At 40.3% G+C, this 23,991-nt stretch carries 19 protein-coding genes, 1 riboswitch and 1 other annotated feature; of the genes, 1 reads left to right on the plus strand and 18 read right to left on the minus strand.

Features of this window, described 5'->3' with window-relative positions; genetic code table 11:
* Positions 1-70: 70 nt before the first annotated feature.
* The gene (locus tag ACXAFV_RS17110) at positions 71-913 is read right to left on the minus strand and encodes an STAS domain-containing protein (protein WP_475128256.1); all 843 of its coding nucleotides are present in this window, start codon (positions 911-913) and stop codon (positions 71-73) included.
* 486 nt (positions 914-1,399) lie between these two features.
* A complete protein-coding gene (locus ACXAFV_RS17115; protein ID WP_475128257.1) occupies positions 1,400-2,449 on the minus strand; it encodes an alpha/beta hydrolase in 1,050 nt (349 codons plus the stop codon).
* A gap of 538 nt (positions 2,450-2,987) precedes the next feature.
* Between ACXAFV_RS17115 and ACXAFV_RS17120 the strand changes: the two genes are divergently transcribed.
* Complete coding sequence (locus ACXAFV_RS17120; RefSeq protein WP_475128258.1) at positions 2,988-3,188, plus strand: hypothetical protein; 201 nt, start codon at positions 2,988-2,990, stop codon at positions 3,186-3,188.
* A 246-nt stretch (positions 3,189-3,434) separates the two neighbouring features.
* Here the strand turns inward: ACXAFV_RS17120 and metH are convergent, their stop codons facing one another.
* From metH to ACXAFV_RS17200, 16 genes are all read right to left on the minus strand, one after another.
* Positions 3,435-6,884 (minus strand): methionine synthase, encoded by a 3,450-nt coding sequence (gene metH / locus ACXAFV_RS17125; RefSeq protein ID WP_475128259.1) that lies wholly within the window; start codon positions 6,882-6,884, stop codon positions 3,435-3,437.
* Positions 6,865-8,715, minus strand: a complete 1,851-nt coding sequence (locus ACXAFV_RS17130; RefSeq protein ID WP_475128260.1) for a bifunctional homocysteine S-methyltransferase/methylenetetrahydrofolate reductase — start codon at positions 8,713-8,715, stop codon at positions 6,865-6,867. Before ACXAFV_RS17130 ends, metH begins: the two co-directional genes overlap by 20 nt.
* Before the next feature lie 29 nt (positions 8,716-8,744).
* Entirely contained in the window at positions 8,745-9,929 is a 1,185-nt protein-coding gene (gene metC / locus ACXAFV_RS17135) for a cystathionine beta-lyase (RefSeq protein ID WP_475128261.1), read from the minus strand.
* Positions 9,922-11,043 (minus strand): methionine biosynthesis PLP-dependent protein, encoded by a 1,122-nt coding sequence (locus tag ACXAFV_RS17140; RefSeq protein WP_475128263.1) that lies wholly within the window; start codon positions 11,041-11,043, stop codon positions 9,922-9,924. The genes metC and ACXAFV_RS17140 overlap by 8 nt, the downstream gene beginning before the upstream one ends.
* 91 nt (positions 11,044-11,134) lie before the next feature.
* A riboswitch (SAM riboswitch) is annotated at positions 11,135-11,237 on the minus strand.
* Positions 11,238-11,365: 128 nt separating this feature from the next.
* Positions 11,366-12,361 (minus strand): tryptophan--tRNA ligase, encoded by a 996-nt coding sequence (locus tag ACXAFV_RS17145; protein WP_475128265.1) that lies wholly within the window; start codon positions 12,359-12,361, stop codon positions 11,366-11,368.
* 50 nt (positions 12,362-12,411) lie between these two features.
* Positions 12,412-12,656, minus strand: a binding site (T-box leader).
* Positions 12,657-12,710: 54 nt separating this feature from the next.
* A complete protein-coding gene (locus tag ACXAFV_RS17150; RefSeq protein WP_475128267.1) occupies positions 12,711-13,337 on the minus strand; it encodes a metal-dependent hydrolase in 627 nt (208 codons plus the stop codon).
* 81 nt (positions 13,338-13,418) lie between these two features.
* Complete coding sequence (locus ACXAFV_RS17155) at positions 13,419-14,054, minus strand: NUDIX hydrolase (protein ID WP_475128268.1); 636 nt, start codon at positions 14,052-14,054, stop codon at positions 13,419-13,421.
* A gap of 50 nt (positions 14,055-14,104) precedes the next feature.
* Positions 14,105-15,031: a GNAT family N-acetyltransferase gene (locus tag ACXAFV_RS17160; protein WP_475128517.1), complete on the minus strand. Its 927-nt coding sequence runs from the start codon at positions 15,029-15,031 to the stop codon at positions 14,105-14,107.
* Positions 15,032-15,254: 223 nt separating this feature from the next.
* The gene (locus ACXAFV_RS17165; protein ID WP_475128269.1) at positions 15,255-15,827 is read right to left on the minus strand and encodes a VanZ family protein; all 573 of its coding nucleotides are present in this window, start codon (positions 15,825-15,827) and stop codon (positions 15,255-15,257) included.
* 102 nt (positions 15,828-15,929) lie between these two features.
* Positions 15,930-17,810, minus strand: coding sequence for a selenocysteine-specific translation elongation factor (selB, locus tag ACXAFV_RS17170; protein WP_475128271.1), 1,881 nt, complete (start codon positions 17,808-17,810; stop codon positions 15,930-15,932).
* Between the two features lie 333 nt (positions 17,811-18,143).
* Entirely contained in the window at positions 18,144-18,740 is a 597-nt protein-coding gene (locus ACXAFV_RS17175) for an SCO family protein (RefSeq protein ID WP_475128272.1), read from the minus strand.
* A gap of 89 nt (positions 18,741-18,829) precedes the next feature.
* Positions 18,830-19,651, minus strand: a complete 822-nt coding sequence (gene coaW, locus ACXAFV_RS17180) for a type II pantothenate kinase (RefSeq protein WP_475128274.1) — start codon at positions 19,649-19,651, stop codon at positions 18,830-18,832.
* Positions 19,648-19,944 carry a hypothetical protein gene (locus tag ACXAFV_RS17185; RefSeq protein WP_475128276.1) on the minus strand — a complete coding sequence of 99 codons (297 nt, stop codon included), beginning with the start codon at positions 19,942-19,944 and terminating at the stop codon, positions 19,648-19,650. Before ACXAFV_RS17185 ends, coaW begins: the two co-directional genes overlap by 4 nt.
* A gap of 211 nt (positions 19,945-20,155) precedes the next feature.
* The gene (locus ACXAFV_RS17190; RefSeq protein WP_475128278.1) at positions 20,156-21,307 is read right to left on the minus strand and encodes a Ger(x)C family spore germination protein; all 1,152 of its coding nucleotides are present in this window, start codon (positions 21,305-21,307) and stop codon (positions 20,156-20,158) included.
* Positions 21,304-22,764 (minus strand): spore germination protein, encoded by a 1,461-nt coding sequence (locus tag ACXAFV_RS17195; RefSeq protein WP_475128279.1) that lies wholly within the window; start codon positions 22,762-22,764, stop codon positions 21,304-21,306. Before ACXAFV_RS17195 ends, ACXAFV_RS17190 begins: the two co-directional genes overlap by 4 nt.
* An 81-nt stretch (positions 22,765-22,845) precedes the next feature.
* Positions 22,846-23,940, minus strand: a complete 1,095-nt coding sequence (locus tag ACXAFV_RS17200) for an endospore germination permease (protein WP_475128281.1) — start codon at positions 23,938-23,940, stop codon at positions 22,846-22,848.
* Positions 23,941-23,991 lie beyond the last annotated feature (51 nt).

Below are 23,991 nucleotides of genomic sequence, written 5' to 3' on the forward strand. Positions count from 1 at the left end.
TTTTAATTTCAAAACATTTTTCTGATGAACAAAAAAAGCACCCGTCATACAGACGAATGCTTTCTACTTATCAGTGAGCCTTACTGTTAATCGTTATCGCCTGAGCCAATGTAGACGTGATTGTCAATCTGTCAAAATTCAGACCAAGCTGAACCGCCGTCTGGGCGATTTCAGGACGCAACCCGGAAAGAATCGGCTTCACTCCGATTAACTCCAGGGCATCTATTTGCTGAAATAGCTGATGTGCAACCATTGTATCAATCATGACCACACCTGAAAGATCGATAAATAAATAGGAAACCTCTTTTTGAACACATTGCTCTAACGTGTTTTCAAGTATTAATTTGGCGCGTGTCGGGTCGATATTTCCGATTAGAGGCACTAATGCTGTATCATCATTTAAGGAGATGAGTGGAGTGCTCAATTCATGAATGATTTGCTGTTGTGAATGAAGCTGTTTTTCTACAACTTGATTTTGAAGTTCCATGAACCTCAACATTGCTCTGTCAAATGATTCAATCACAACATCCTCCCACATTCTCATCTGGTCAAATATATTATCATCCTCATAATTTTGGGCAAATTCATTCACAAAATCAAGATATTGATTACGGACGCGCATGAATTCTTGAATGATATTGTGGGTAGGGGTTTCAAGATGCTGTTTATCTTCAGCAATGGTCAGTACCCAATCATCCAGCCGTTTATTAAATGTTTCTTTATCAATGATGAATACTTCACAAAATAATTGATGGAATTCAAAATTTTGATTTTTTAGATTTTCAATTACCTTTGGATCACTAGAGGAATACACTCCGGATGTTTTACTCTTATCGATTGTATTATACCAAGCCTCCGTTAATTGGCGGGCTCTGCTTAATAAATAGGTATGTAAATCTTTGTTTCTATGCATATATAGCACGTTCCTCCCCAGATAATTATAAAGCAATTTTGGATTATTATTCATTTGAAAGTTATCTTCATTCCATTATAGTATAGGCATTTATCATTAGCCAATTATTATGGGCTGTGGTAAACGTAAATGTACAAAAAGAGGCTGAGACAAAACTAAAAGCCACCATTTGTACATAAAAAATAATTTAAAAACCCGAACTAATTTGCTGTTTAGAATGCAAATTAGTTCGGGTTTTACTTAGACAAAAACACTTATGTCCCAGCCTCTTCGCGTTTTTCAATTATCTGAATCATACTTCCGGCTTTCTTTTATTTTTCATGAGAGAGATTTCAACAGAAGCCTCTATGTAACCTTAAGTTTGAGCTGCACCGGGAGCAATTCGAAATGGTGGACAGTAAATCTACCTCATTGGAAGAATGTCTGTTATGAAACTGTGCATAATCTTGGACCCATTCGTTCTTTTTCCTCTATATTTAGTCCAGCCTAGGCACTTGGTTCTATCGTTTCAAAATGCTCCTTTTCCTCAATCAGCAATTGTTTTATCTTCAAGGTATCAATCGGGTGGAATAGATGAGATGAATTCTCAAGTTGGATCAGCTTTTTCCCTTTTTCAGCAATGAGGGATTCAACGTATTCTTCGACTAATGAACCGAATACATGAACATCCTTCATACCATGTATAAAGGTTACCGGTACTTGCAGAGTTGATACTGATTTTCTGCAATCAATGTTGGGCAGATCTTTAATGAAAGTATCAGTGTATGTAAGTTTAAAACCTTTATACAGGGTATTATAGACATCAAATAATGAATAATCTTGTGATGAAAGCATATTCCACATGATTTTTGCCAAACCAGGATGTTTTATATGTTCATCCGTATATATTAGAGAATTGAATTTTGCCTGCCATTTTCTCAGAACCGACCATTGTTTATAACTTTCTGTGAATGGAGGCTCCCCTATGTCATTTAATTCGTTGATTGCTTGTATATTTTCCCTTTTTTCTGCTTCACGTTTAGCCCACTGCAAAGCAAGTCGATCATTATCTGTCCAGCTGACTATTTGTGAAATCCCGACGTAAGAATGGAATTCCTCAGGAAACCTTCGCACCAGATGAATGCCGATAAGACTTCCAAACGAATGAGCGGCCAGGAAAACTTTTTTTCTATTAAACTTTTTCTTTAAATACTGGGTTAAATCATATGCATCCCGGATGAATTGCTCGAGATGGATAGATTCTGAAGAAACATCTGATGAATAAGACTTTCCGGTTCCCCGCTGGTCCCAAAATACTAAAATGTAGTGTTTCACCAATTCTTTTGTATTTGTTGCAATTGTGTAGTCCTGCCCTCTGCTTGACACACCTGGGAGGGGCATCGAAGGTCCTCCATGGATGAATAATAATATTGGATTGTTAATGTTTTCACCTTGAATCAGAATTGTCTGGGATACCCCACCAATGATCATCGTTTCAATACGGTCTATCCCCTGCTCTTCAATTGAAAAATCCCTCTTCTTTAACCACACAGCCATGTATGTTTCCCCATTTCTCCCCAAAATGATCAGTCAGAAAAAATTCAGTCAAAAGAGATTTCCTTGTTGTTTTTGACCACTTTAATTGTATTAAATATAGTGTTCAGTTTACTGCCATTAATTGAATAAAGTACTTGATATTCAATATTCTTTACAAAATCTGATTCAGATTTTCCCGAATACTCAATCCATAATATCTGGTCTTTCAACATTCATATTGTACCATTTTCATCCAAAAATGTTACGATAATTTAAATAAAATACAGTGAATATACATTATTGTTAAATTATACATACTATTGCATATTAATTTAAAATTATTCTCATTATTCAACTGATTTCTCTCGCCTACACACCTGTAAGGGTATATAATGTAAGAAAGACTAGTTGAATTTTATGTCGATTCAACCATAACGTTGCAGAATGATAAACTCTTCCAAGCGATTTCACAATTATGAGCCAAAAAGGGTAACAATTCAAAATAGGTTTCATTGTAACTTTTTCAGCCGATGGCCAATTAATTGGGGAGTTGATGAAGGTGAAAAGAAAACTGTCAAGAGTATCTATCGAAATCCTTTCCATAAAAAGTGCTTGTGAATTCTGCAAAAACATGGGAATGGTACCGAACATAACAAATATTTCCATGATCACCGGGTTTTCAGAAGAAAAAATCCTGGAAAGAATCGATCTTGATTTTCCCGCTTATACCCGGCCTGGAAGCGAAAAAAGCATGATATAAGGATACCCACAATGAAATGCTGTAGTATGGATAGTCTAACTGCCCACCATGTTGGAGCTTACGCTAATAGCATAGAGCTTAATTCGATGGGATGTTACTAATATACTCAAATAAAAGATCAGTTGATCGTCCACACCTCCAACCTCATGAAAATCATATAGAATCAAACAAATAAAGCACCCGGTCAGTTCACAAGTTGACAGGGTGCTTTATTTGTTAATCATCGTTTTCTTTATGCCTAATTTACTAAAATACATTAAAGTACCGGGCTTCAGGATGGGCAAATACCATTGCTGTTACAGATGCTTCCGGCTCCATCATACATCCATCCGTCAATTCGATGCCGATACGTTCAGGATTGAGGAGCCTGAAGAGTTTTTGCTGATCTTCAAGGTCTGGACAAGCAGGGTAACCAAATGAAAAGCGCTGCCCTTGATACTTAGTACGGAAACGGTCCTGCATCGTAACATCAACAGGATCGGGAAAACCCCAGCGGCTTCTCATCATTTCATGCACTCTTTCTGCAAGACCTTCAGCAGTCTCAAGTGCCAATGCCTGAATAGCATGGCTTTCCAGGAATCTCCCTTCCTCCTTCAATGCCGCAGCCCATTCTCTGATCCTGCGGCCGGCTGTAACAGCAAAGAAACCGACATAATCCATCTCTCCGCTATCTACCGAGCGAAGATAATCCGCTAAACAAAGATGCTGGTTTCGAATTTGCCGTGGAAAATGAAATCGTTCAATTTCTTTCGTTACGTTATCAGGATCATAAATGATGACATCGTCCCCTTCTGCCTGAGCAGGGAAAAATTGATAAAGAGCTGAAGCATGAATAAGACCCTCATTTTTTGCTTTATTAAATAAATCATCCGTAATTTCCTTGATCCTGAGTGTCCGTTCATCTTCTTCTTCCAGAAGCCTTGTAATCTTCCCTTTGATTCCAAGATGATGACCAAGAAGCATCTGCTGATTAATATAAGGATGAATTTGATTCAACGAAAAATCTTTAATGGTATGGGGCCTTAGATCAGGTGGAACATGTACCTGTACATCTTTTGATACCGTTGAACGGACCTTGACTGCAACCGACGATTGATTTACAGGTTCTTTTTCAACACTGTTACTGCCTTCCGAAATCTTCTGTCTGCTTTCTTCTTCCCACTTCTTTCTCGTCCCTTCATCTTGGACCCCATTGATGATGCTTAATCCATCCATGGCGTCTTTTGCATAGAGAACAAGCCCTTCATATTCTTTCGCTATTTTGGTTGTGGTGAATTTCCTTGTCAGTGCCGCGCCTCCTACGATGATTGGCACAGAGATGTTTGATTGCCTCAAATCTTGTGCTGTTACGACCATCTGCTGTGCGGATTTCACCAACAGCCCTGATAGTCCGACAATATCAGGCTTTTCTTTTCTAATCACTTCAATTAATTCCTGGGGCGTGACTTTAATGCCCAAGTCTTTCACTTCATAACCGTTATTGCTAAGGATGATGTCCACCAGATTCTTACCAATATCATGAACATCGCCCTTTACTGTCGCAAGTATCACTTTCCCTTTCGAAGAAGATGAAGCTTCATTCTGTTCCATATGCGGCTCCAAAAAAGCGACAGATGCTTTCATGACTTCGGCACTTTGCAGTACTTCTGCCACGATAAGCTGATTGTCATTGAATAAGCGTCCCACTTCACTCATTCCATCCATTAAAGGACCATTGATGATATCCAGCGGTGCACTATAATGTTTTAGAGACAGTTCAAGGTCAGGAATCAATCCTTCTTTCGTCCCTTCGACAATATAGTGAGCAAGTCGTTCTTCAAGTGTCATCGTATTGACGGGTATTTTTACTTCTTTTTTCTTTCCGCGATAAAATTCAGTGAAAGATGCAAGTGTCGCATCCGTTGTTTCAAACAAGAGCTTTTCTGCCTGTTCCACCTCTTCCGCCGGAATGGAAGCGAACCGTTCGAGTTTCTCTGTGTTCACAATCGCGTAATCCAGTCCTGCTTTCGTACAATGATATAAATAAACGGCATTAAGCACTTCCCTGCCGACCGGGGGCAGACCGAAAGAGACGTTGCTTATCCCGAGTATGTGCGGACACTCAGGGAGCAGCTCTTTAATTTTCTTGATTCCTTCAACGGTGGCATTCGCAGATCCTATATATTGTGCATCCCCTGTCCCTACAGGAAATACAAGCGAATCGAAGATGATGTCCTGTGAAGCGAGTCCGTATTTCCCGGTCAACAGTTTATGGGATCTTAGTGCGATTTCGACCTTTCGCTCTGCCGTCACTCCCATTCCCTTTTCATCAATGGTGCCTACTACAACTGCAGCTCCGTACTTCTTAATGAGCGGAGAAATTTTTTCAAATCGTTCTTCCCCGTCCTCCAGGTTGATGGAATTGATGATCACTTTACCTTGTGAGTATCTCAAAGCCGTTTCCAGGACTTGTTCATCTGTAGAATCTATCACTAGGGGAACCTTCACCTTTTTCACGACTTCCTGGATAAAGGTATTCATATCTTCCACTTCATCCCGGTCCGGATCGGCCACACAAATGTCGATGACCTGGGCTCCGTTTTTCACCTGTGCCCTTGCGATTTCTGAAGCTTCTTCAATTTTATTCTCGGCTATCAATCGCTTGAATTTCCTTGATCCAATTACATTCGTCCGTTCACCCACCAGAATGGGGCGGTTGTCCTTGTCCTCATATAAAAATGGTTCGATGCCTGATACGGCATGGGCATGTGATTCGTTCGGTATCCTTGGCTGAAATTCTTTTGCCAAGTGAGATAAAGCACGAATGTGCTCAGGAGTGGTCCCGCAGCATCCCCCCACAAGGTTCAGCCAGCCTTTCTCAAGAAACCCCCTCATCTTTATGCTAAGCGATTCTGGAGTTTCATTATAATTCCCTTCCTCATCAGGCAGGCCTGCGTTTGGATAACAGCTCACATAAGTCGTCGCTAAATTTGATAGAGACCTAAGATGGTCCCTCATAAATTCAGGACCTGTCGCACAGTTCAATCCGACCACCAGAGGATTCAGATGTTCCAGCGACAAATAAAAAGCTTCTATATTTTGACCTGCCAATGTCGTACCCATCGGTTCAATGGTTCCAGATAAAAGAATAGGGACTTCCCTTCCGCTTTCTTCGTATGCTGCCTGTATACCCAGGTTAGCTGCTTTCACATTCATCGCATCCTGGCTTGTCTCGAGTAAAAGAACATCGACTCCGCCATCCAGAAGTCCCTTAGCCTGTATGCGGTAATTCTCAATTAATTCATCGAAACTGATTCCCCCGGTTACCGATAACGTTTTTGTTGTCGGCCCCATTGATCCTGCTACAAACCTAGGCCACTCGTCAGTCGAGAGGGAATTTGCCGCTTTTCTTGCTATTTCAGCTGCTGTTTTATTTATTTCATATGCTTTGGAACCTATTTCATATTCATCCAGTACAACGGGAGTACCCCCGAATGTATTCGTTTCAATCACATCCGCTCCTGCCCGCAGATATTCCCTGTGAATATTGTAAATGACTTCCGGAGAAGTGAGGACAAGGTGTTCGTTACACCCGTCCAATTCCTCACCACCGAAATCTTCCGGAGTTAAACCGGCTTCCTGAAGCATCGTTCCCATAGCCCCGTCGAGGACGAGTATCTTCTTTCTAAGCTGCTCTTCAAATAATGTGCTGGCCATAAGGAACCTCCTTTTCTATGGCGGCTTTTTCTTTCATATGACGAAGCAATTCAATACTCATATCATAACGTACAAATGGAGTAATCAGATAAATTCCATTAAACAACGTAAGTGCAGTGTCCAACAGTTCCTTTGCAATTTCCATTCCCACTGCCCTTGTATGGACGGGGTCTGTGCCTGCATCCTTCATTCTCTTTCTTGTTTCCTCAGGCACCTTGATGCCGGGAACTTCATGGTGAAGGAACTCTGCATTCCTCGAACTCAATAAAGGCATGATCCCAATGAAAATCGGCGTATCTAAATGCTTGGTAGCTTCATAGATTTGGAACATTTCTTCGACTCCAAATACCGGCTGAGAAATGAAGTAATCGGCTCCCGCATTTATTTTTCTCTCGAGACGTTTCACAGACGCTTCCAAGTGTCTGAAATTAGGATTGAAAGCAGCACCGACAGAAAATTGTGTCTTTTGCCTGAGTGACTTGCCGGAAAATGATATTCCTTCATTATTTTGTTTGATTAATTCAATCAGTTCCAAACTTGATAGATCGTAAACGGATGCTGCTCCCGGGAAATCCCCTATCTTTGCAGGATCACCTGTAATGGCTAATATATTATGGATCCCCAAGGTGTGAAGACCCATTAAATGGGATTGAAGACCAATCAAATTTCGGTCACGGCAAGTGATATGAACCAATGGTGTAAGATCATATCGTTCCTTTACCATGGTCCCGATTGCATCATTACTGACTCGCGGAGATGCCAATGGGTTATCTGCAAGGGTCAATGCATCAATCTCCTCATCCTTTAAAGCTTGAGCACCCTTAAAGAACAAATCTGTATCAAGGTGCTTCGGCGGGTCCAGTTCGACAATTACCGTCTTCTTTTCTTTTACTCTATGATGCAGGAGCTTTTCTTTTAAAGGCTGAGATGACAGTTGTACTGATTTTTTTGTCTTCACTTTCTTTTCAGTCACAGGCACCCTGCTTTTTAATTTCTTTGAGACAGACCGGATATGCTCAGGTGTCGTCCCGCAGCACCCCCCTATGATCCTGGCACCTTGTTCCCGGAGTTCATTGCTGATATTCCCAAAATACTCCGGCTCAGCAGAATAATAGAATCTTCCCTCTTCATAATTCGGCAGACTTGCATTTGGATAAACGGATAGAAAAGATCTCTTAGGAATCGGCACTTCTTCTAGGGAAGAAACCATATGATAGGGACCCATCCTGCAATTTATCCCTACAACATCTGCACCGAGCAATTCCAGCTGATGAAGAGCATCTTTTATCTTCATTCCATTTTGAAGAACTCCCGCTTCATGCAGCGATACCTGAGCAATGATGGGAAGATCTGTTTCACGCTTTGCAATTTTAAGGACTGTCGTCAATTCCTCAAAGTCATAGTACGTTTCAAGGAGGATGCCATCAACCCCTTCAAGAAGCAAACAGTACAGCTGTTCCCGGAAGCTTCTTTTGATTTCCTCAATGGAAATATTTTGCTTGATCGCTCTGATTCCACCAATGGTCCCTACAACATAGGTGTGGTCCCCTGCCGCCTTTTTAGAAAGTCTGGCGGCTGCTGTATTGATGTCTTTAACAGAATCCTCCAAACCGTAACGTGAAAGTTTTTCGTAATTGGCTCCATAGGTGTTGGTCTGAATGATATCTGCTCCTGCTTCAATATAATCTCTGTGGACCTTCATGACTTCATCAGGGTGTGAAAGATTCAACTCTTCAAAGCATCGATCCACCCCGTATGAATACAAGAGAGTCCCCATGGCTCCGTCTGCTATCAATATCCTATCTTTCAAAGATTGTATGAGCGGTTTCACACGATCCCTCCTTTTCAATAATAACCCTGTTATAAATTGATGACTTTTATTATTGGATCATCTTTAAGTGCATTCAAACCGTGTTCAAGGTCCTGAATAAGTTCATCAGCGTTCTCCAACCCTACTGATAACCTCAGCAGACCGTCTGTGATTCCGCGTCTTTCTCTTTCCTTTTCCGGCATGGAGGCATGAGACATTTTTGCCGGGTATGAAAGAATGGATTCAACTGCACCTAAGCTCACTGCAAACACCGGAATATCTACCTGCTTAGTCAATTTCCTGACTTCTTCTTCACCTTTTAAGCGAAAGGATAAGACAGCACCAGGTCCTTTTGCCTGCCGAACATGGATTTCATGCCCTTTATGATAGCTCAGTCCTGGGTAGAACACTTCTTCCACTTCATCTCTCGTTTCAAGAAAGCGGGCAATCTTAGAGGCGCTTTCCGATGACTGCTTAAGTCGGACATGCAATGTTTTGAGGCCTCTTATCAAGAGCCAGCTGTCTTGCGGTCCCAAAACAGCACCAAATGAATTTTGCAAGAAGGAAAGCCTCTGGGCAATTCTCTCGTTACCGGTCACTGCGAGTCCGGCAAGTACATCACTGTGACCTGCAAGAAACTTGGTTGCACTATGCAAAACTACATCTATGCCAAGTGATAAAGGCTTTTGCAGAAGAGGGGTCATGAATGTATTATCGAGAAAAGTCAGGCACTCATTGGCTTTTGCCAATTTTACGATCCCTTCAATATCTGTAATGTTCAGTAATGGATTTGAAGGGGTTTCAATGTAAATCACTTTTGTATTTGGTCTGATCGAACGGGCCACCTCATGAAGATCCCTCATGTCCACAAAAGAATACTGAATACCAAATCGGTTCAATACCTCTGTGATTAATCGATAGGTGCCCCCATACACTTCTTCCGAAATGAGAACATGTTCCCCCTGGGAAAGCAACAGGAAACTCGTAGAAATGGCTGCCATGCCTGAAGAAAACGCAAATCCTTTTACACCGCCTTCAAGTTCTGCAATCGTGTCTTCCAATGCTTCCCTGGTTGGGTTTCCAGACCGGCTGTAATCATATGATCCAAACCGGTCAAAATCACTCTGATGAAAAGTGGTGGCGTGATAGAGGGGGGTAGAAACCGCTCCAGTTTGTGCATCGTATCCGTGAGAATGAAGCAGGGAAGTTTGCTGTGAGTATGTTTTTTTACTCATCTATAAGCACCTCTCCTTTTAATTGATTGAAAACATTCTCCAAATCTGAAATGATATCTTCCACATTTTCAATACCGACCGAAAATCGCAAAAGACGATTACATATGCCGAGTTTATTCCTTTCACATTCAGGAATATCTGCATGAGTCTGGGTTGCAGGATACGTAATAAAACTCTCAACACCGCCAAGACTTTCAGCAAACGTAATGACCTCTAAATTCTCAAGAAAAGTTCCGACCCATTCCTCCTTTGAAATCCGAAAAGACAGCATCCCGCCTCTGCCGGTATAAAGGACATCAGTAACGCAATCATGATTCGTCAGATACTCTGCAATTTCAATTGCATTTTTTTCGTGCTGGGCCATACGTATGCTAAGTGTTTTCATGCCGCGGAGTAACAGCCAGCAATCAAAAGGTGAAAGTACGGCACCGATCGAATTCTGAATGGTATAGAGCCTCTCTCCCAATACTTCGTTACTGACGATGACCACTCCGGCGAGCACGTCATTGTGACCGCCTAAATATTTTGTAGCACTGTGAACGACTATATCAGCACCTTCTGCAATTGGCTTTTGCAGGATTGGTGTGTAAAAAGTGTTATCAACGATCATCCATAACTCGTTATCCTTAGCGATGGAGGAGACTGTTGAAATACTGGTTTCATTCATTAATGGATTGGTTGGCGTTTCAAGGAATATCGCTCTGGTATTTTCATTTATCTTTTCTACAATGCGACTTTCTTCATGAGTATTCACGAAATGAAACCTGATACCGTATTGATTTTCATACTGCGAGAATAATCGATAGCTGCCTCCATATAAATCCTGTGAAACTATCAATTCGTCTCCCGAAGAGAATAAACTAAGAACTGCTTGAATAGCTGCCATTCCTGAACTGAAGGCAAAAGCTCTTTTTCCCTCTTCTAACAGAGCGAGTGTCTCTTCTAAAATGGACCTTGTTGGATTTCCAGTCCGCGAATAATCAAATCCCGTCGATTGACCGATGCCCTTGTGCTGATAAGCTGTTGACAAGTGAATGGCAGGGCTTATGGCTCCTGTCCCCACATCCGTACGATTTCCTGATTGAACGAGAATTGTATCGATATGTTTTTTCAATTTTGTCTCTCCTCTTCTTTTTATTACACGAAAAGGGTATAAAAGAAAAAACCTTCTTATTGAAATAAGAAGGTTTCATCGATCATTCTCCCTCTTATCGTCCAAGTTGAATTCAACTTGCTGGAATTAGCACCATGCCAAGGCTGGTTGCTGAGGTGTCATAGGGCCAGTCCCTCTACCTCTCTTGATAAGAATCTATTTGGTTATATAGAAATCATTGATCACTTTACTAAAATAACTTTCCCATAACTTACATCATACTTTATTAAATGTCAATGAAAATTATGAATACTTTTAAAAATACATTAACTTTTCTATTGGGTTATCGTATGCCGATTTTTATTTTCACTTCTTCCAAAAACGGTCTGGTTTTCTTTCTTGCTTTTTCCGCCCCTGCCATTAAAATTTCATTCAGTTTGGCAGGGGATGCCATTAGTTCATTATACAGTTCACGCGGCTCTTCCAACCGGGAATTCATGGCTTCAAAAAGCTCTTTCTTCGCTTCGCCCCATCCGATCCCGGCTAGGAAACGATTTCTCATTTCTTCTGTTTGAACTTCTGTTGCAAACTCTTTATATAACGAAAAAATGATGGATTCATTCGGATCTTTCGGTGCCTCAGGCGGGGTGGAGTCCGTCTTGATCTTATTGATCAACTTTTGCAGCTTTTTCGGCTCCTCGAATAACGGAATGGTATTGTTATAGCTTTTACTCATCTTGCGTCCATCCAACCCAGGAAGCACGGAGGTTTTTTTTTCAATGGCATATTGAGGCATCGTGAATGTTTCGCCATAAGTATGATTGAAACTTTCAGCGATATCCCTTGCGATTTCAACATGCTGTATTTGATCCTTTCCGACAGGGACAATCTCGGTTTTGAAAAGAAGAATATCCGCAGCCATCAAAATCGGATACGTATATAACCCCATATTTACGCCTGTGTCCGCTTCTCTTCCTGTGTGGCCATTTTCCTCGACAATGGATTTATAGGCATGAGCCCGGTTCATCAATCCTTTGGGAGAAAAACATGCTAAAATCCAGCTTAATTCAAAAATCTCTGGAACATCTGATTGCCTGTAGAAGATTGCTTTTTCCGAATCGAGCCCCAACGCTAACCATGTTGCTGCAATTCCCCGGCTGAGCTGGTTCATTTCTTCATTGTCGTGTATTTTCGTAAGTCCATGATAATCCGCTACAAAATAAGCAGGCTGATAGGTTTCGTTTCCAGCCAGTTCAAGTGCTGGTTTTATCGCACCGATATAATTCCCCAGGTGCACCCTGCCTGTGGGTTTGATCCCTGTTAATACTTGCTTTTTCATCACTTTCATTCCTCCCATTTTCTTTAAACACAAAAAGGGCTTCCAGTCCAAAAAAGGACGGGAAACCCGTGGTGCCACCTTCATTCGTTCACAGCCGTGAACGCACTTAGCTGTACAGAGGATCCTTCCTCGATACATTGTCCCTTGTATCGGTGAGACTTTCCGCCAAAACCTACTTTCACTTTCAGTCTGGATGCTCAGAAGCCCATTCAACTATTTTCACACACTGATTCTCACCGGCCATCAGCTCTCTGAGGTGTTTCAACAGCTTACTTTTCTTCATCATTGCACATGTTATTTGTTTGTTTCCAATATTTTATAGCAGAAGAAAAATTTGGTCAATGTATTTTTAGATTTCTTTTGAAGTTATAGGGAGAAATAATTTAACTCCTCTTTTGTTAAAAGGAAGGAATTTCATATCTCCGACTAAGTGACTGACATATCCTAGCATACATGCTTCAAAAATACCTTCAATCATCAGCGAAGATTCGAAGTATTTTGCTATGAATCCGAAAAAAATCAATCCAAGCAGGGAATGGGTATAACTCCGATGTGAAACGATTGAAGCGATTACTATGTAAATTCCGAGCAGCCATAACCATATTTCATTAAGATGCCAGCCAGCTGCAATCACCCCGATTCCTGTAAAGGTCAGCATCCTTCTCTGGGTAATCACCGTTGAAAGCAGTAAGATACCGATGCCGTACCCCATACCTATCCATTGTTTCCTTCCTTGCTCTTCCAGAAAACTGTACACCATCATCATAAAACCAATTACTTGAGCCACGGCCCGAATCATCTTCGGTGAAAAGGTAACCTTATTACTGAGCTTGCCATCGATATCCATGTCCGGCATCAACCCGGAAATTCCACCGACTGTCACAAGTACGGCTGTCGTGCTCAGGTCCGATCCCATTGAGTTGGCTGTGATAAATCCTGCAGCTGCCCCCGCTGCCATATGTGCTGTTCCGTTCACAACTCTCCTCCTAATTCTATATACAATACTGAATTTACTATGATAGAGGATTTAATGTGAAATGAACATGGGAAACTTGAATTATTTTTCCAGAAGCTCCATTTTTACTCTATATATAATTTCATGAAAATATGAAATTGGATGGGCTACAAAATCCTTTAATGAAATGTTTCTCTTGATGTATTCCTTTTCTGAATGTTCATTAATAGTAAATCCTTCTGAACTGACTTCAGCTGTTTCATTGAATATTAGCTGTTCAAAGTTTCGCAGAGTCGTACGAAAGATTCCTGATAATTCATCCACTTGAAGAGTAAAACTTTCAAAAGTGACTGGCTTTGTAAATAAATATACATTCGCTAGCTCACGATCTAAAATACCTCCGCCTTTCAACTCTTCTTTAATGACGCCAACAAAAGTGAGGTCATTGAATCCAATGTCCAGCCCCAATTCTTCTTGAATCTCCCTTACACCATCTTCAATCCATTCATGTGACAAAATATGGCCAGCAGCTGTGATATCCAAAAGGCCGGGGTAATCTTTCTTTCGATCACTCCTCATTTGAAAATAAATATAGTCTTCCCCTCTGTTTTCATCATGATGAGCCAGCCAGCAGTGGAACGTTTCATGCCAGTACCCTTTTTCATGGACTTTAGATCTCGTACTCTCTCCTAATCTATTGTAATCTCTATCAAAGATAGATAATTTTTCTTCGTTCATTTACCCGTCTCCTTCTACATGGTAATCGATAACTTTGAAACTCTGACACACTATGTATTACGAAGCCTCCAATATGCATCTATGAGTTCTTCCACAGGAATATTATCAATCTTCATCCCAGATACGTCACTGCCCTGAATAGAAACACCCTTCAAATTGCAGTTAGAGAACCTGGTCCCTTGAAGTTCACACCTTTCAAAGCTCAAGGAATTTCCTCCTTTACCCAAATCAGTATCACAAAAGTGAACGGCACCAAGTGTCACATGGGCAAATTGGCTATTTGAAAGATTTAAATCTGCGAATAAAGAATGAGTAAAATTGATATTTTGAAATTTCCCTTCACTCACATTACAATTATTCACGTGACTACCCATCAGATTACTATTACTGATCGAACTTTCTTCAAAGCTCACCCCATAGCACTCAGAGTGACTCAAATCACATTGTTCGTAAAGCCTTCCGGAAAGGTCCTTTTCCATTAAGAGGCTCTTGTCTTCTACGTTCATTTCTATCCTCTTCTCGTAGCAATATTCGTCTTCAGATTTAAATGTTGTCTGATAGCCGGCTTTTTCGTAAAAGCGGTGATTGTTTTTTTGCCTCACAGATGTTTCAAGATTCCATATTCTCACGTCCGGAAATTCTGTCTCAATCAATTCAATCACCCTGGTTCCAATGCCTTTCCCCTGAAAGTCAGGGTGTATGAAAATGCGATCTATTCTTCCGTAAGATGTACCTGAAAGGGTGACGATGATTCCCCCAGCTATCTGTTCCTCAACTAAAATCTTGTAAACTTCCAATTCACGTATCATATACTTGTTCTTTTCGACAGAAGCGTATCCAGGCGGCTGTATGTTGTAATCCACTGCGTACTTTTCATTATCCAGCCATCTAACAGCCTCTTCATCAAACGATATTCTCTTTATTTCAGTTAATAATGAAGCATCTCCAAGGGATGCCTTCTCTATTGTTATTTCCATGTATGTTCTCCTTTGAACTGATATCCTTTCAATATTAACATAATTTTCTAACAACACATACAAGGCTCTTTTCTAAATCGACCATGTAAGTCCCACCGATTACAGGAATGAAACACCTTTGTACTTGAATTTCATGAATAAAGAACAAGAAAACATAGGAAAAGTGAATAAAAAAGAGAGCATAAACCCAACCCTCCGTTAGGTATATGCTCTCTGACTTCTATCATCTATTTAATTTACCATTTAACTTCAACACTCTGTACATGAAGCCCCCTATGATGAATAAAATGCCGCCTAGAAGCGATCCCAATGTATTCATCAGCCAATCATCAATATCTGTTGACCTTCCTAAAGGAAGAAAATATTGAGTCAATTCGATAAAGAATGAAAAGAGTGCCCCAAGAAACGTCACCTTCAAAAGGATCGCTCTTTGGTGGCGCATCCACCAGCTTGAAAAGAAAGCGAATGGCACAAATAGAAAAACATTGGCTAATAAGTTACGGATCGGCACTTCTAAATGATTCCGATAGAGAAGGTTCAGTTTCAGATTGGAGAAAGGCTCCATGTTGGTATGGCCTTTAACCCCGCCGTTCATTCCTCCGTCACCAATAAATGGTGTGAGGGTGATCAAGCATATACCGCCAATGGAAATCGAAAGCAATAAAACAGGAAGGAGGTTCATCCACCTTCCCTTACCTCTTTTCTTTTTCCATATGGAGACGGCTAGGATAGAAGTAATGGTAACCAGTGCAAGTATGGGGATCACCCATCCAAATGCGCTCCATAATTCCTGCATCGTACGTCTCCTACTTTCTTACCTCGTATACTAAGATATACAATTGTATGAGTACATTTATACCACAATTCCCGGAAAGAAAACATATCCCTGTTATTCTTCTTAAAAAATCCATTTCCTCTCTTCTTTAATTCTGACTGTATATCCTTCTTTATCCAGTCTTTCTAAAAAAGGAATCATGTATTTTCGCGATAAGCCCAGGGCCTTTTTCGCTTGTGCTATGTTAAAAGTGTGGTCCGTATGGTTCATCAACAGTTCGATTGCTTGCACGTAGTTTTCATGAGTATAAGCGTATTTACCATCCAACGCTACGATCCACTTCTCCTGTACAAAGAAATGATAGAAGTTTTGCCTTAATGATTCATGTATACCAGCCTCTTGAAAATAGTCTTCCATCGTTTTTACATTCAGCCCATCTCGCCCCATCGAATGAAGAAGCTGCAAACATCTTTTTTCCCATTGAGGAGGAAGGCTCGGTGCAAACTCCTCCATACGAAGGACTCCGTTCTCCTTTGATATTTCTTTCTGTTGTAGTAACCTGTCGATACTATACTGAATGACAATATCAGTAAAAGGATGAAGCAAGGGCTCCATTTCCCCCTTGTTGATTCCTTTTTCGAGGGAATGACTTTCATGATAAGAACGAAGAACATTCATAATCATCTTTTTACAGCCCTCAACAATACTGCTGTGGGTTATACTGTTTGAGCGTAACTCTATCCACTCTTGCTGCTTCAACATTTCGTTAAGTTCGTTCAGGCTGACGGATGCTTCTTTAAGAATGCATTCTTTGGACAGGCTCTTATTCTTTTGAAGAAGCTTTAGGATTCTATCTTCCGGTGTCCCTTCCTTTAACGATTGCAGCTTTGAAATCGTCTCGCTGCCGAACCTGTATCTTCCTCCGTTTGGATTAATGATCCACCCTCCGCCTAAAGTTTCTACAGGTGTTGGTCTCCTTATAATTAATCGATCACCGCGTTTTACAACGATCTTATCGTTTAATCGAATCTGACAAAGGATGGATTCTTCTTTTTGTTCTACGCTATTGCGGTCGAAGAATATAAGTTTACCCATTACCTCTGAAGTTCCTGTATGCACCTTGACTTCCATTCGCTGTTTAAGAGCGTGCTCGATTCCACCAAGGATGTCCAGTGAAACATCGACCGTGTCCGTTACAGAAAAGTTGGAAGTGGAAACCAATGCGTTCCCGCGCTCCACATGTTGATAATTAACCCCTGCTAAATTGATGGCTGTCCGTTGTCCTGCAAATCCTTGCCTGGTATTCAATCCATGGACTTGGATTTGTCTTGCTTTCGCTTGAATCCCTTGTGGAAGAATGGTAACGTCTGTTCCTGTCGAGATCGTCCCCTCGTATATTGTACCCCTTACAATCGTGCCTTGCCCTTTCAAGGTAAAAACTTGATCGATCGGCAAACGGAATTCGCCTTCTGCACTCCTGACCGGTATATCTTCTATATAACGTATGATTAATTCCTTTAATTCTTGGGTACCTTCCCCTGATACACTATCAACCATCATTAATGGTGCGTTTTCAAAAGGTGAACCTTTAAGTTCTTCAACTACTTCCTCTTTTGCAAGCTCTCTCAAGTCAGCATCCACATTTGAAAGTTTTGTAAGTGCCACAATACCATGTGAGATACCAAGGAGAGAAAGGATATCCACATGCTCACGGGTTTGCGGCATTATCCCTTCGTCTGCCGCTACAACCAGTACAACAAGATCTATCCCCCCTACTCCAGCAATCATTTTTCTGATAAAACGCTCATGCCCAGGTACATCAATGATGGAAATCTGAATGTCCTCTTCTTGGTATAGAGGGGCAAATCCGAGTTCTATTGAAATCTGCCTTTCCTTTTCCTCTTTTAGCCGATCAGTGTCGATATTGGTGAGCGCTTTAGTAAGCGTAGTCTTACCATGATCAATATGGCCGGCCATACCGACCGTATAAAACCGTTTATGCATCCTTCTCACCTGCTTCCGCTACGAGTTCCTTCGTTTATAGTGTGTAAACAATACTCCCGTCATCAAGGCAAAACATGCTATGAACAGCATGGCTTTCACGTTTTCCCCTTCTGAGAAAGACTTTATTGTCCAAATCAGTATGACAACGGTGATTACACAATCAAAGATAAAGATTCCTTTTGTTTTTCGAATTTTTTTCACCTACTTAAATAATTGAATTACTATTCTAACTTTACCATATTCCTAATTTAGAATAAAAAATAGCCAAGAGAATCAAGCTGTTTTGGATTTTCCTGAAGCTTGATTCATCTCGACCATTCTCGATTTCCAATATTAATTTGAACCTTCTTTAATTAGTGTCTTCATGTCTGCCGTGATTTCATCGTAAGGAACATCGCTGTTACCGCTGTAATTCTTAACTACCACACCTTCTTGATTGACCAGGAAAAAGCTCGTTTGATGGATGACTTGATCGGAATTGGGATCTTTCGCAACGATCGTTTTGAACGAATGTTCCGCAAATTCTTTGATTTCATCAAATTGATAACCGGTCAATAATTCCCACTTGCTTGTATCTGCTTCATAATTTGAAAGATAGTCTTTTAAGACCTGTGGCTTATCATTTTCAGGGTCTACACTGAAGGACACAATCTTGTAATCCTCTACCCCTTCTTTCTTAAGCTCTTCTTGAAGCTTGGTCAGGTTGAACGTCATCGGGGGACAGACAGTTTCACAGTTCGTAAAGATAAAATCTGCAATCCACACTTTTCCCTCTAAATCCTTCAAACTCACTTTTTCATTGTTTTGGTTGGTATAAGTGAAGTCTGATATTTCATAATTCGTTTCTGCTTGGAAGTCACTATTGCTGCAACCCGCAAGGAGAATACCGACAAGAGTCATCACTACTGTCAGTGTTTTCAATTTAGACACTTCAATCTCCTCCGCTTTCACTACTATTCTCATTCTATGTTAGTAGAAAGATAAGGAAAAGACAATGAGCTTCTCTTGGATTTCCATGACTATTCTGTGACTTCACCCTGATCGTTCAACCCAAGGCTCAATGCCCCTAGACTGCCTGAAAAAGCTCCATTTTCAATAAAGATGGGATGAAAATCAAGCAGCATCTTGAATTGTGACAAATCTTCTTTTAGAGGTGTGTTTCCACTGAGGGTACTGCCGATAAACACAATTGATTTTGTATTATGTGTCAGTGAAAGCTGATGCGCCAGTAAAACGATCGTTTCAGCCATCATATTGGTCAATGATCGCAATACATCCTCTTTACCGGTCTTACCATCTGGGTATTTGGCAAAATTAGCAGCTGTCAAATATTCAGGAACAGGTGTCTCCTGACCTTCATAAATCTCGTTCACCATCAAGTCTACAGATTCCCGCCGGCCGTTTGCAGATAACTCCACCAATTCAGTAAACTCCTTCACACCTGTCAAGTTGGCACCAAGTCCCATGAACATCCCTCCGCCTATGCCGCTTCCAAGTACACGAGTGAAATCACTATGGTCGACTTTAAAAAAAGAGGTCCCTGTTCCGATGTTCACTAGAATAAATCGGTCTAACTTTTGTTTTTTGTCTTTTAGAAGCCGTCTTGTCCCTTCTTCAACTGCTTTAAACTCAGGGTACACAGTACAATCTGGACGCAGTGATTTGATTTTCCCGGCCTTGCCTCCAGTTACAAACAATACCGCATGAGGTGCAGTGAATTCCAGCCATTTTATCACAGAAAGTAAATCATTACTGTTATACGATTTATAATGAAATCTTCCATTCTCTTCATACACAACCTTAGTGAGTGTTCCTCCTGCATCGATACCGATAGACTTCATTCTGCTTCTTCTTTCAACTTCTTTTTCGAGAATAGATAGTGAAGTATATACCCATGGATCACCATGATGATCAGGAATGCTATAAGATAATAAAATACACCCATGATTCCCTTTGAAAAATCCTCAGTTAACAGCCACCATATGGAGGCTAAAAGCAGGAAGAAAAATTGAAGCGCAACCCCTTCTAAGAAAGGCTTTTTGTAACTATTGAAATCCAATAGCCTCTTCCAGCTCCATCCGATTGCGACTGCAGCTGAAATTAATAATAGTAAAATGTAGATACTTATTTTCATGGATATCACCCGCTTTGCTTAAGTCTTGGTGTCTTTATCATAATAAATCCGATTGGAATTTTAAAGTGAAAATAGAAAAGTCAGGTAATTTCAATATTACTATATGGATGACAAGAAAAACATTCATGATCTAATACGGTTTTTCGTATTGAAGTAAGAGTGAAGAAAAATTTGCCTATCAACTGCGAAAAAATAATTACATGACATGGGATTATCTAATGTCTTTTTCAAACCGGTAAGCGTTATAATGGGAAATACTCACGTTAACATTGATCTTTTCTAAAGAATCTTTACTAAGATAAAATGAATCCCCTTCCTTGAGTTCCTTGTATTGACCAGACTTGAACCTGTAGTATTTCTCCCCGACATTCAGTAAATCCACCTTCTTTTCAATCCCGATATTATATACAGATTGAATTTCCTTTTTGATTGAATCCTCCAATGAGCTTTTCACCTTCTCATAAGGAGCATCCTTTACCTTTTCCAAGAGCTCCGCTTCTACATTCACATCAAGAGTGAAGGCGGGTTTAGAGGAGCCCTTGCTGTATTTCACTTTCGGTTTTTGTGAGGTTAATTTAAACGTAGCGTTTAATTCATCTTCCATATAAAGACCATAGTCTATTTGGTTCCTTTTATGGAGGAGCCAGTCAACCAATATTGACTCCTTGGATGGAAGAGTTCCTTTGTATGAAGAATTCTGAAACAAGCTGAAACCATTTAGCAGAAGTGAAGGGTTTGGGGCATCCGTTTCCCATGCATCATGATTGATTGTCAGTATAGGAATGGTTGCAGATCCCATCGGCTCATAATAACTTCTTAAGAAAGACATCAAGCTGACTGGACCTATATCATCCAGACTGGCTTCAATATGTTCTTCAGTCAACAAAACCGTATAAACAGGTGGATAACCAAATAAGCCTTTGGTTTGCATGATTTCCTTTATATTTTGATCGGTCGTGAATAGTAAAAGGTTGGGTCTCAACGAGCGGTTTCTCCCTACTTCCTCCAGTACTTCCTTGAATTTATATTCCATCACATTTTTTGATAACACGAGCGCTTTTGTATGCCCAAAGAATAAAGGCGGCCTGGAAAGCCTGTACAACTTTTTTACAGCCAGATTCATCGTTTTACCAGTTGCCGTACCAACCAATGTCGGTACTGTTTCCGTAGGTCTGGTTTCTTGTTTAGCCACATTAATAAAGTTCAAGCCTTGCAGATAAACTGTGTACTCATCATCATCAGGATCATAGTCCATACCGATCGTCACAATATATGTCAAGTCCTGAATATTTTTGATTCCCGAACAGCCTGACAAAAAAAGTAATGAAAAAATGATACAGATCTTGATTGTGCTATAGGTCACGATTTTTCATTCCCCTTTCTTGTAGAGTCTGACGGACTGGTCGATTTCGTACGCTCCTTATAAAATTTAAGTGGTAACTTGATAAATGCACGAAGTGATTCCGTTATACTTATTGGGGCGATACTACCGAGGTATGGTACACCGAATGAAGATTTTGTTGCTAAATAAAGAATGGTGATTACAAATGATAACACCACACCAAATAATCCTAAAAATGTGCTTAACAGTAAGACGATGAATCTTAAAATTGTAATCCCATTCTTTAAAGATTGATTTACGAGTGTAAAAGATGAGATATACGTTATGGCACCTACAACGAGCATGGTAGGGGAAGTTAATCCCGCCCGAATGGCAGCATCCCCGACAATGAGGCCGCCAAGCACCGAAACAGTCTGTCCGATGGCTCGTGGCAGGCGTATGCCTGCTTCATTAAAAAATTCAAATAAAAACAGCACAATGAACATTTCAACAGGGGCAGAAAGCGGCAAGCCGAATCTCGACATTGAAATCGTAGCGACAAGCAAATATGGGATCTGTTCAATGTTATAAGCAGAAAGAGCGACCCAAATACCCGGTAGAAACCCAGATATAATTACCCCGCTCATCCTAATTATTCTTTCAATCGAGACGTAAAAATAATTAATGCTTGCATCTTCAGGTGATTTTGTTTGTAAAAGCAAATTGACAGGTGCAAACGACACAGTCGGACATCCATCTACCATAATGGCAAATCTGCCCTGGTTTAAACTCTCCACGATAAAATCAGGTCTTCCGGTATAATCAAAATCTGGAAATATCGAATAAGGAGAATCAGAAATAAGGGACTCCAGTTCTTCATTAGAGATTAAGACATCAATTTCAATGTTTTCCAGCCTTTTATGAAGTTCAATCAGCACCCTCTTATCAAGTACATCATCCAAATATAAGACCGCAACTTTTGTATTACTTCTGCTGCCCAGGGTATATTTCTCTACACATAATGATGGTGAATAGAGTCTTCTCCTCACTAAAGAGATATTCGTATTTAAATCCTCTACAAACCCGTCTTTCGGTCCTCTGATTGATGTTTCCAGTGCAGATTCTTCCGGATCCCTCTTTGGAAGATTCCCGGCCTGAATACCAAATATTACATCCTCTACTAAAAAGAGCACATTGCCTGAAAATAACGATGTTGACAATTGTTCTCGATTCCGATCCGACAGATTATCTATTTGAAAATATGCCTGCAGCTTTTGAAGAACTGATTTTTCTGTAAATAGATCCAGCCTGGGCAAAATGAATTTATCAAGGTATTGGGTGTCGATGAGGCTCTCAAAAAACACCATTGTTACCTTTCCCTGTTCAAATTGATGTTCTTTAAAAAGCAAATCCTGACTATTACAAAAAAAGGATTTTAAGTCATCTATCTTTTCTATTGCTGTAATCGTTTTACCTGTATGCTTATATTCATATTTCATATAAAACAACATCCTTTTTGTGTCTGAAGCATATTTTATAAGGCTCATTTCATAAGGATTGTTGCCCCATACCCCATCTCCTTATTTTGAGCCGGTGAAGGAGAAGATTTTCACAATCAAAGCACTTACTATGATCTGAAACAGAAAAAATACAACGGTGAATGGAAAGAAAAATTCATATAAAAAATGATAAAAAAAGAACGCATCAATATCGACCAGCAGTAATATCATGAATACAACATACAGTGGCACTATAACTCTCAGTTTCATTCTGTAATTGTTCTTGGAATTTGTAATCAAAAAGCTCACCAAAAATATAAACAACCCGATTCTGATGAGGGCACCGCATAACCATTGATAAAGTGCAAAAAAGTCAAGATGAGTGATAAACTCCCCAATACCTAATATCCTCCACTGTTCATAAGCTGGATACCTCATTTTCGAAGCTTCCACATGTCCGAACTCCATGATAGAGGCAGTTAAAGGTCCCATGATCAATCCAAGAAAAATAAGTCCTAAAATAATGAGATGATGCAATTTTATTTTCCCTTTACTGAAAGGCTGAAGTAAAATGATTATATATATTTCCAATAATCCACTCAGTACATAAATCACGCCTTTATAAACAGGATAAAAGCCATCGCTGAGAATAGGAAAAAGCAGACTGGGATCTTTCATATTTGTGTTGGTGAAGGCAATGAAAAACCCAAAAATCATGACCAGCGGTAATAAAAAACCGCTCGCGATGGCCATATATTTCACTCCCGACCATGTAATCAAAAAACAAGAAAATATCATAATGGTGACAATCAATAGTTTGGGAACATCAGCTAAAAAATATGCCTTTAACCATATTATTAAATCAACGAACGTGATATATGCGCTTGCTAGCAAAAATAAACAGATTGGCAGCCCAAATAGCCAAACGAATGCTTTGTTCCATTTGGTTCTCAAGAGGTGAAAGAAACCTTCCGGCGGAGAATTTTTTATTATGTAGTAGATCAAAAATGTAGCTATTATTAAGACTGGATAGGAGATGATCGCACTTATCCAGCCTTCCCTGCCGGAAGCATGTAAAATACTCGGGATGATCATCACGTGGTTTAAGAGTCCTGTAGAAAGGATTAGTAGTAATGTCAGTTGCCTGGGAATCAGGACTGGCTGTAAATTCTTCATTTCATAACTCCTCAAGTATAATGTATCTCTATTTATTTCCTCTGACCACCG

The sequence above is a fragment of the Rossellomorea sp. ABR4_012 genome (assembly GCF_056159545.1).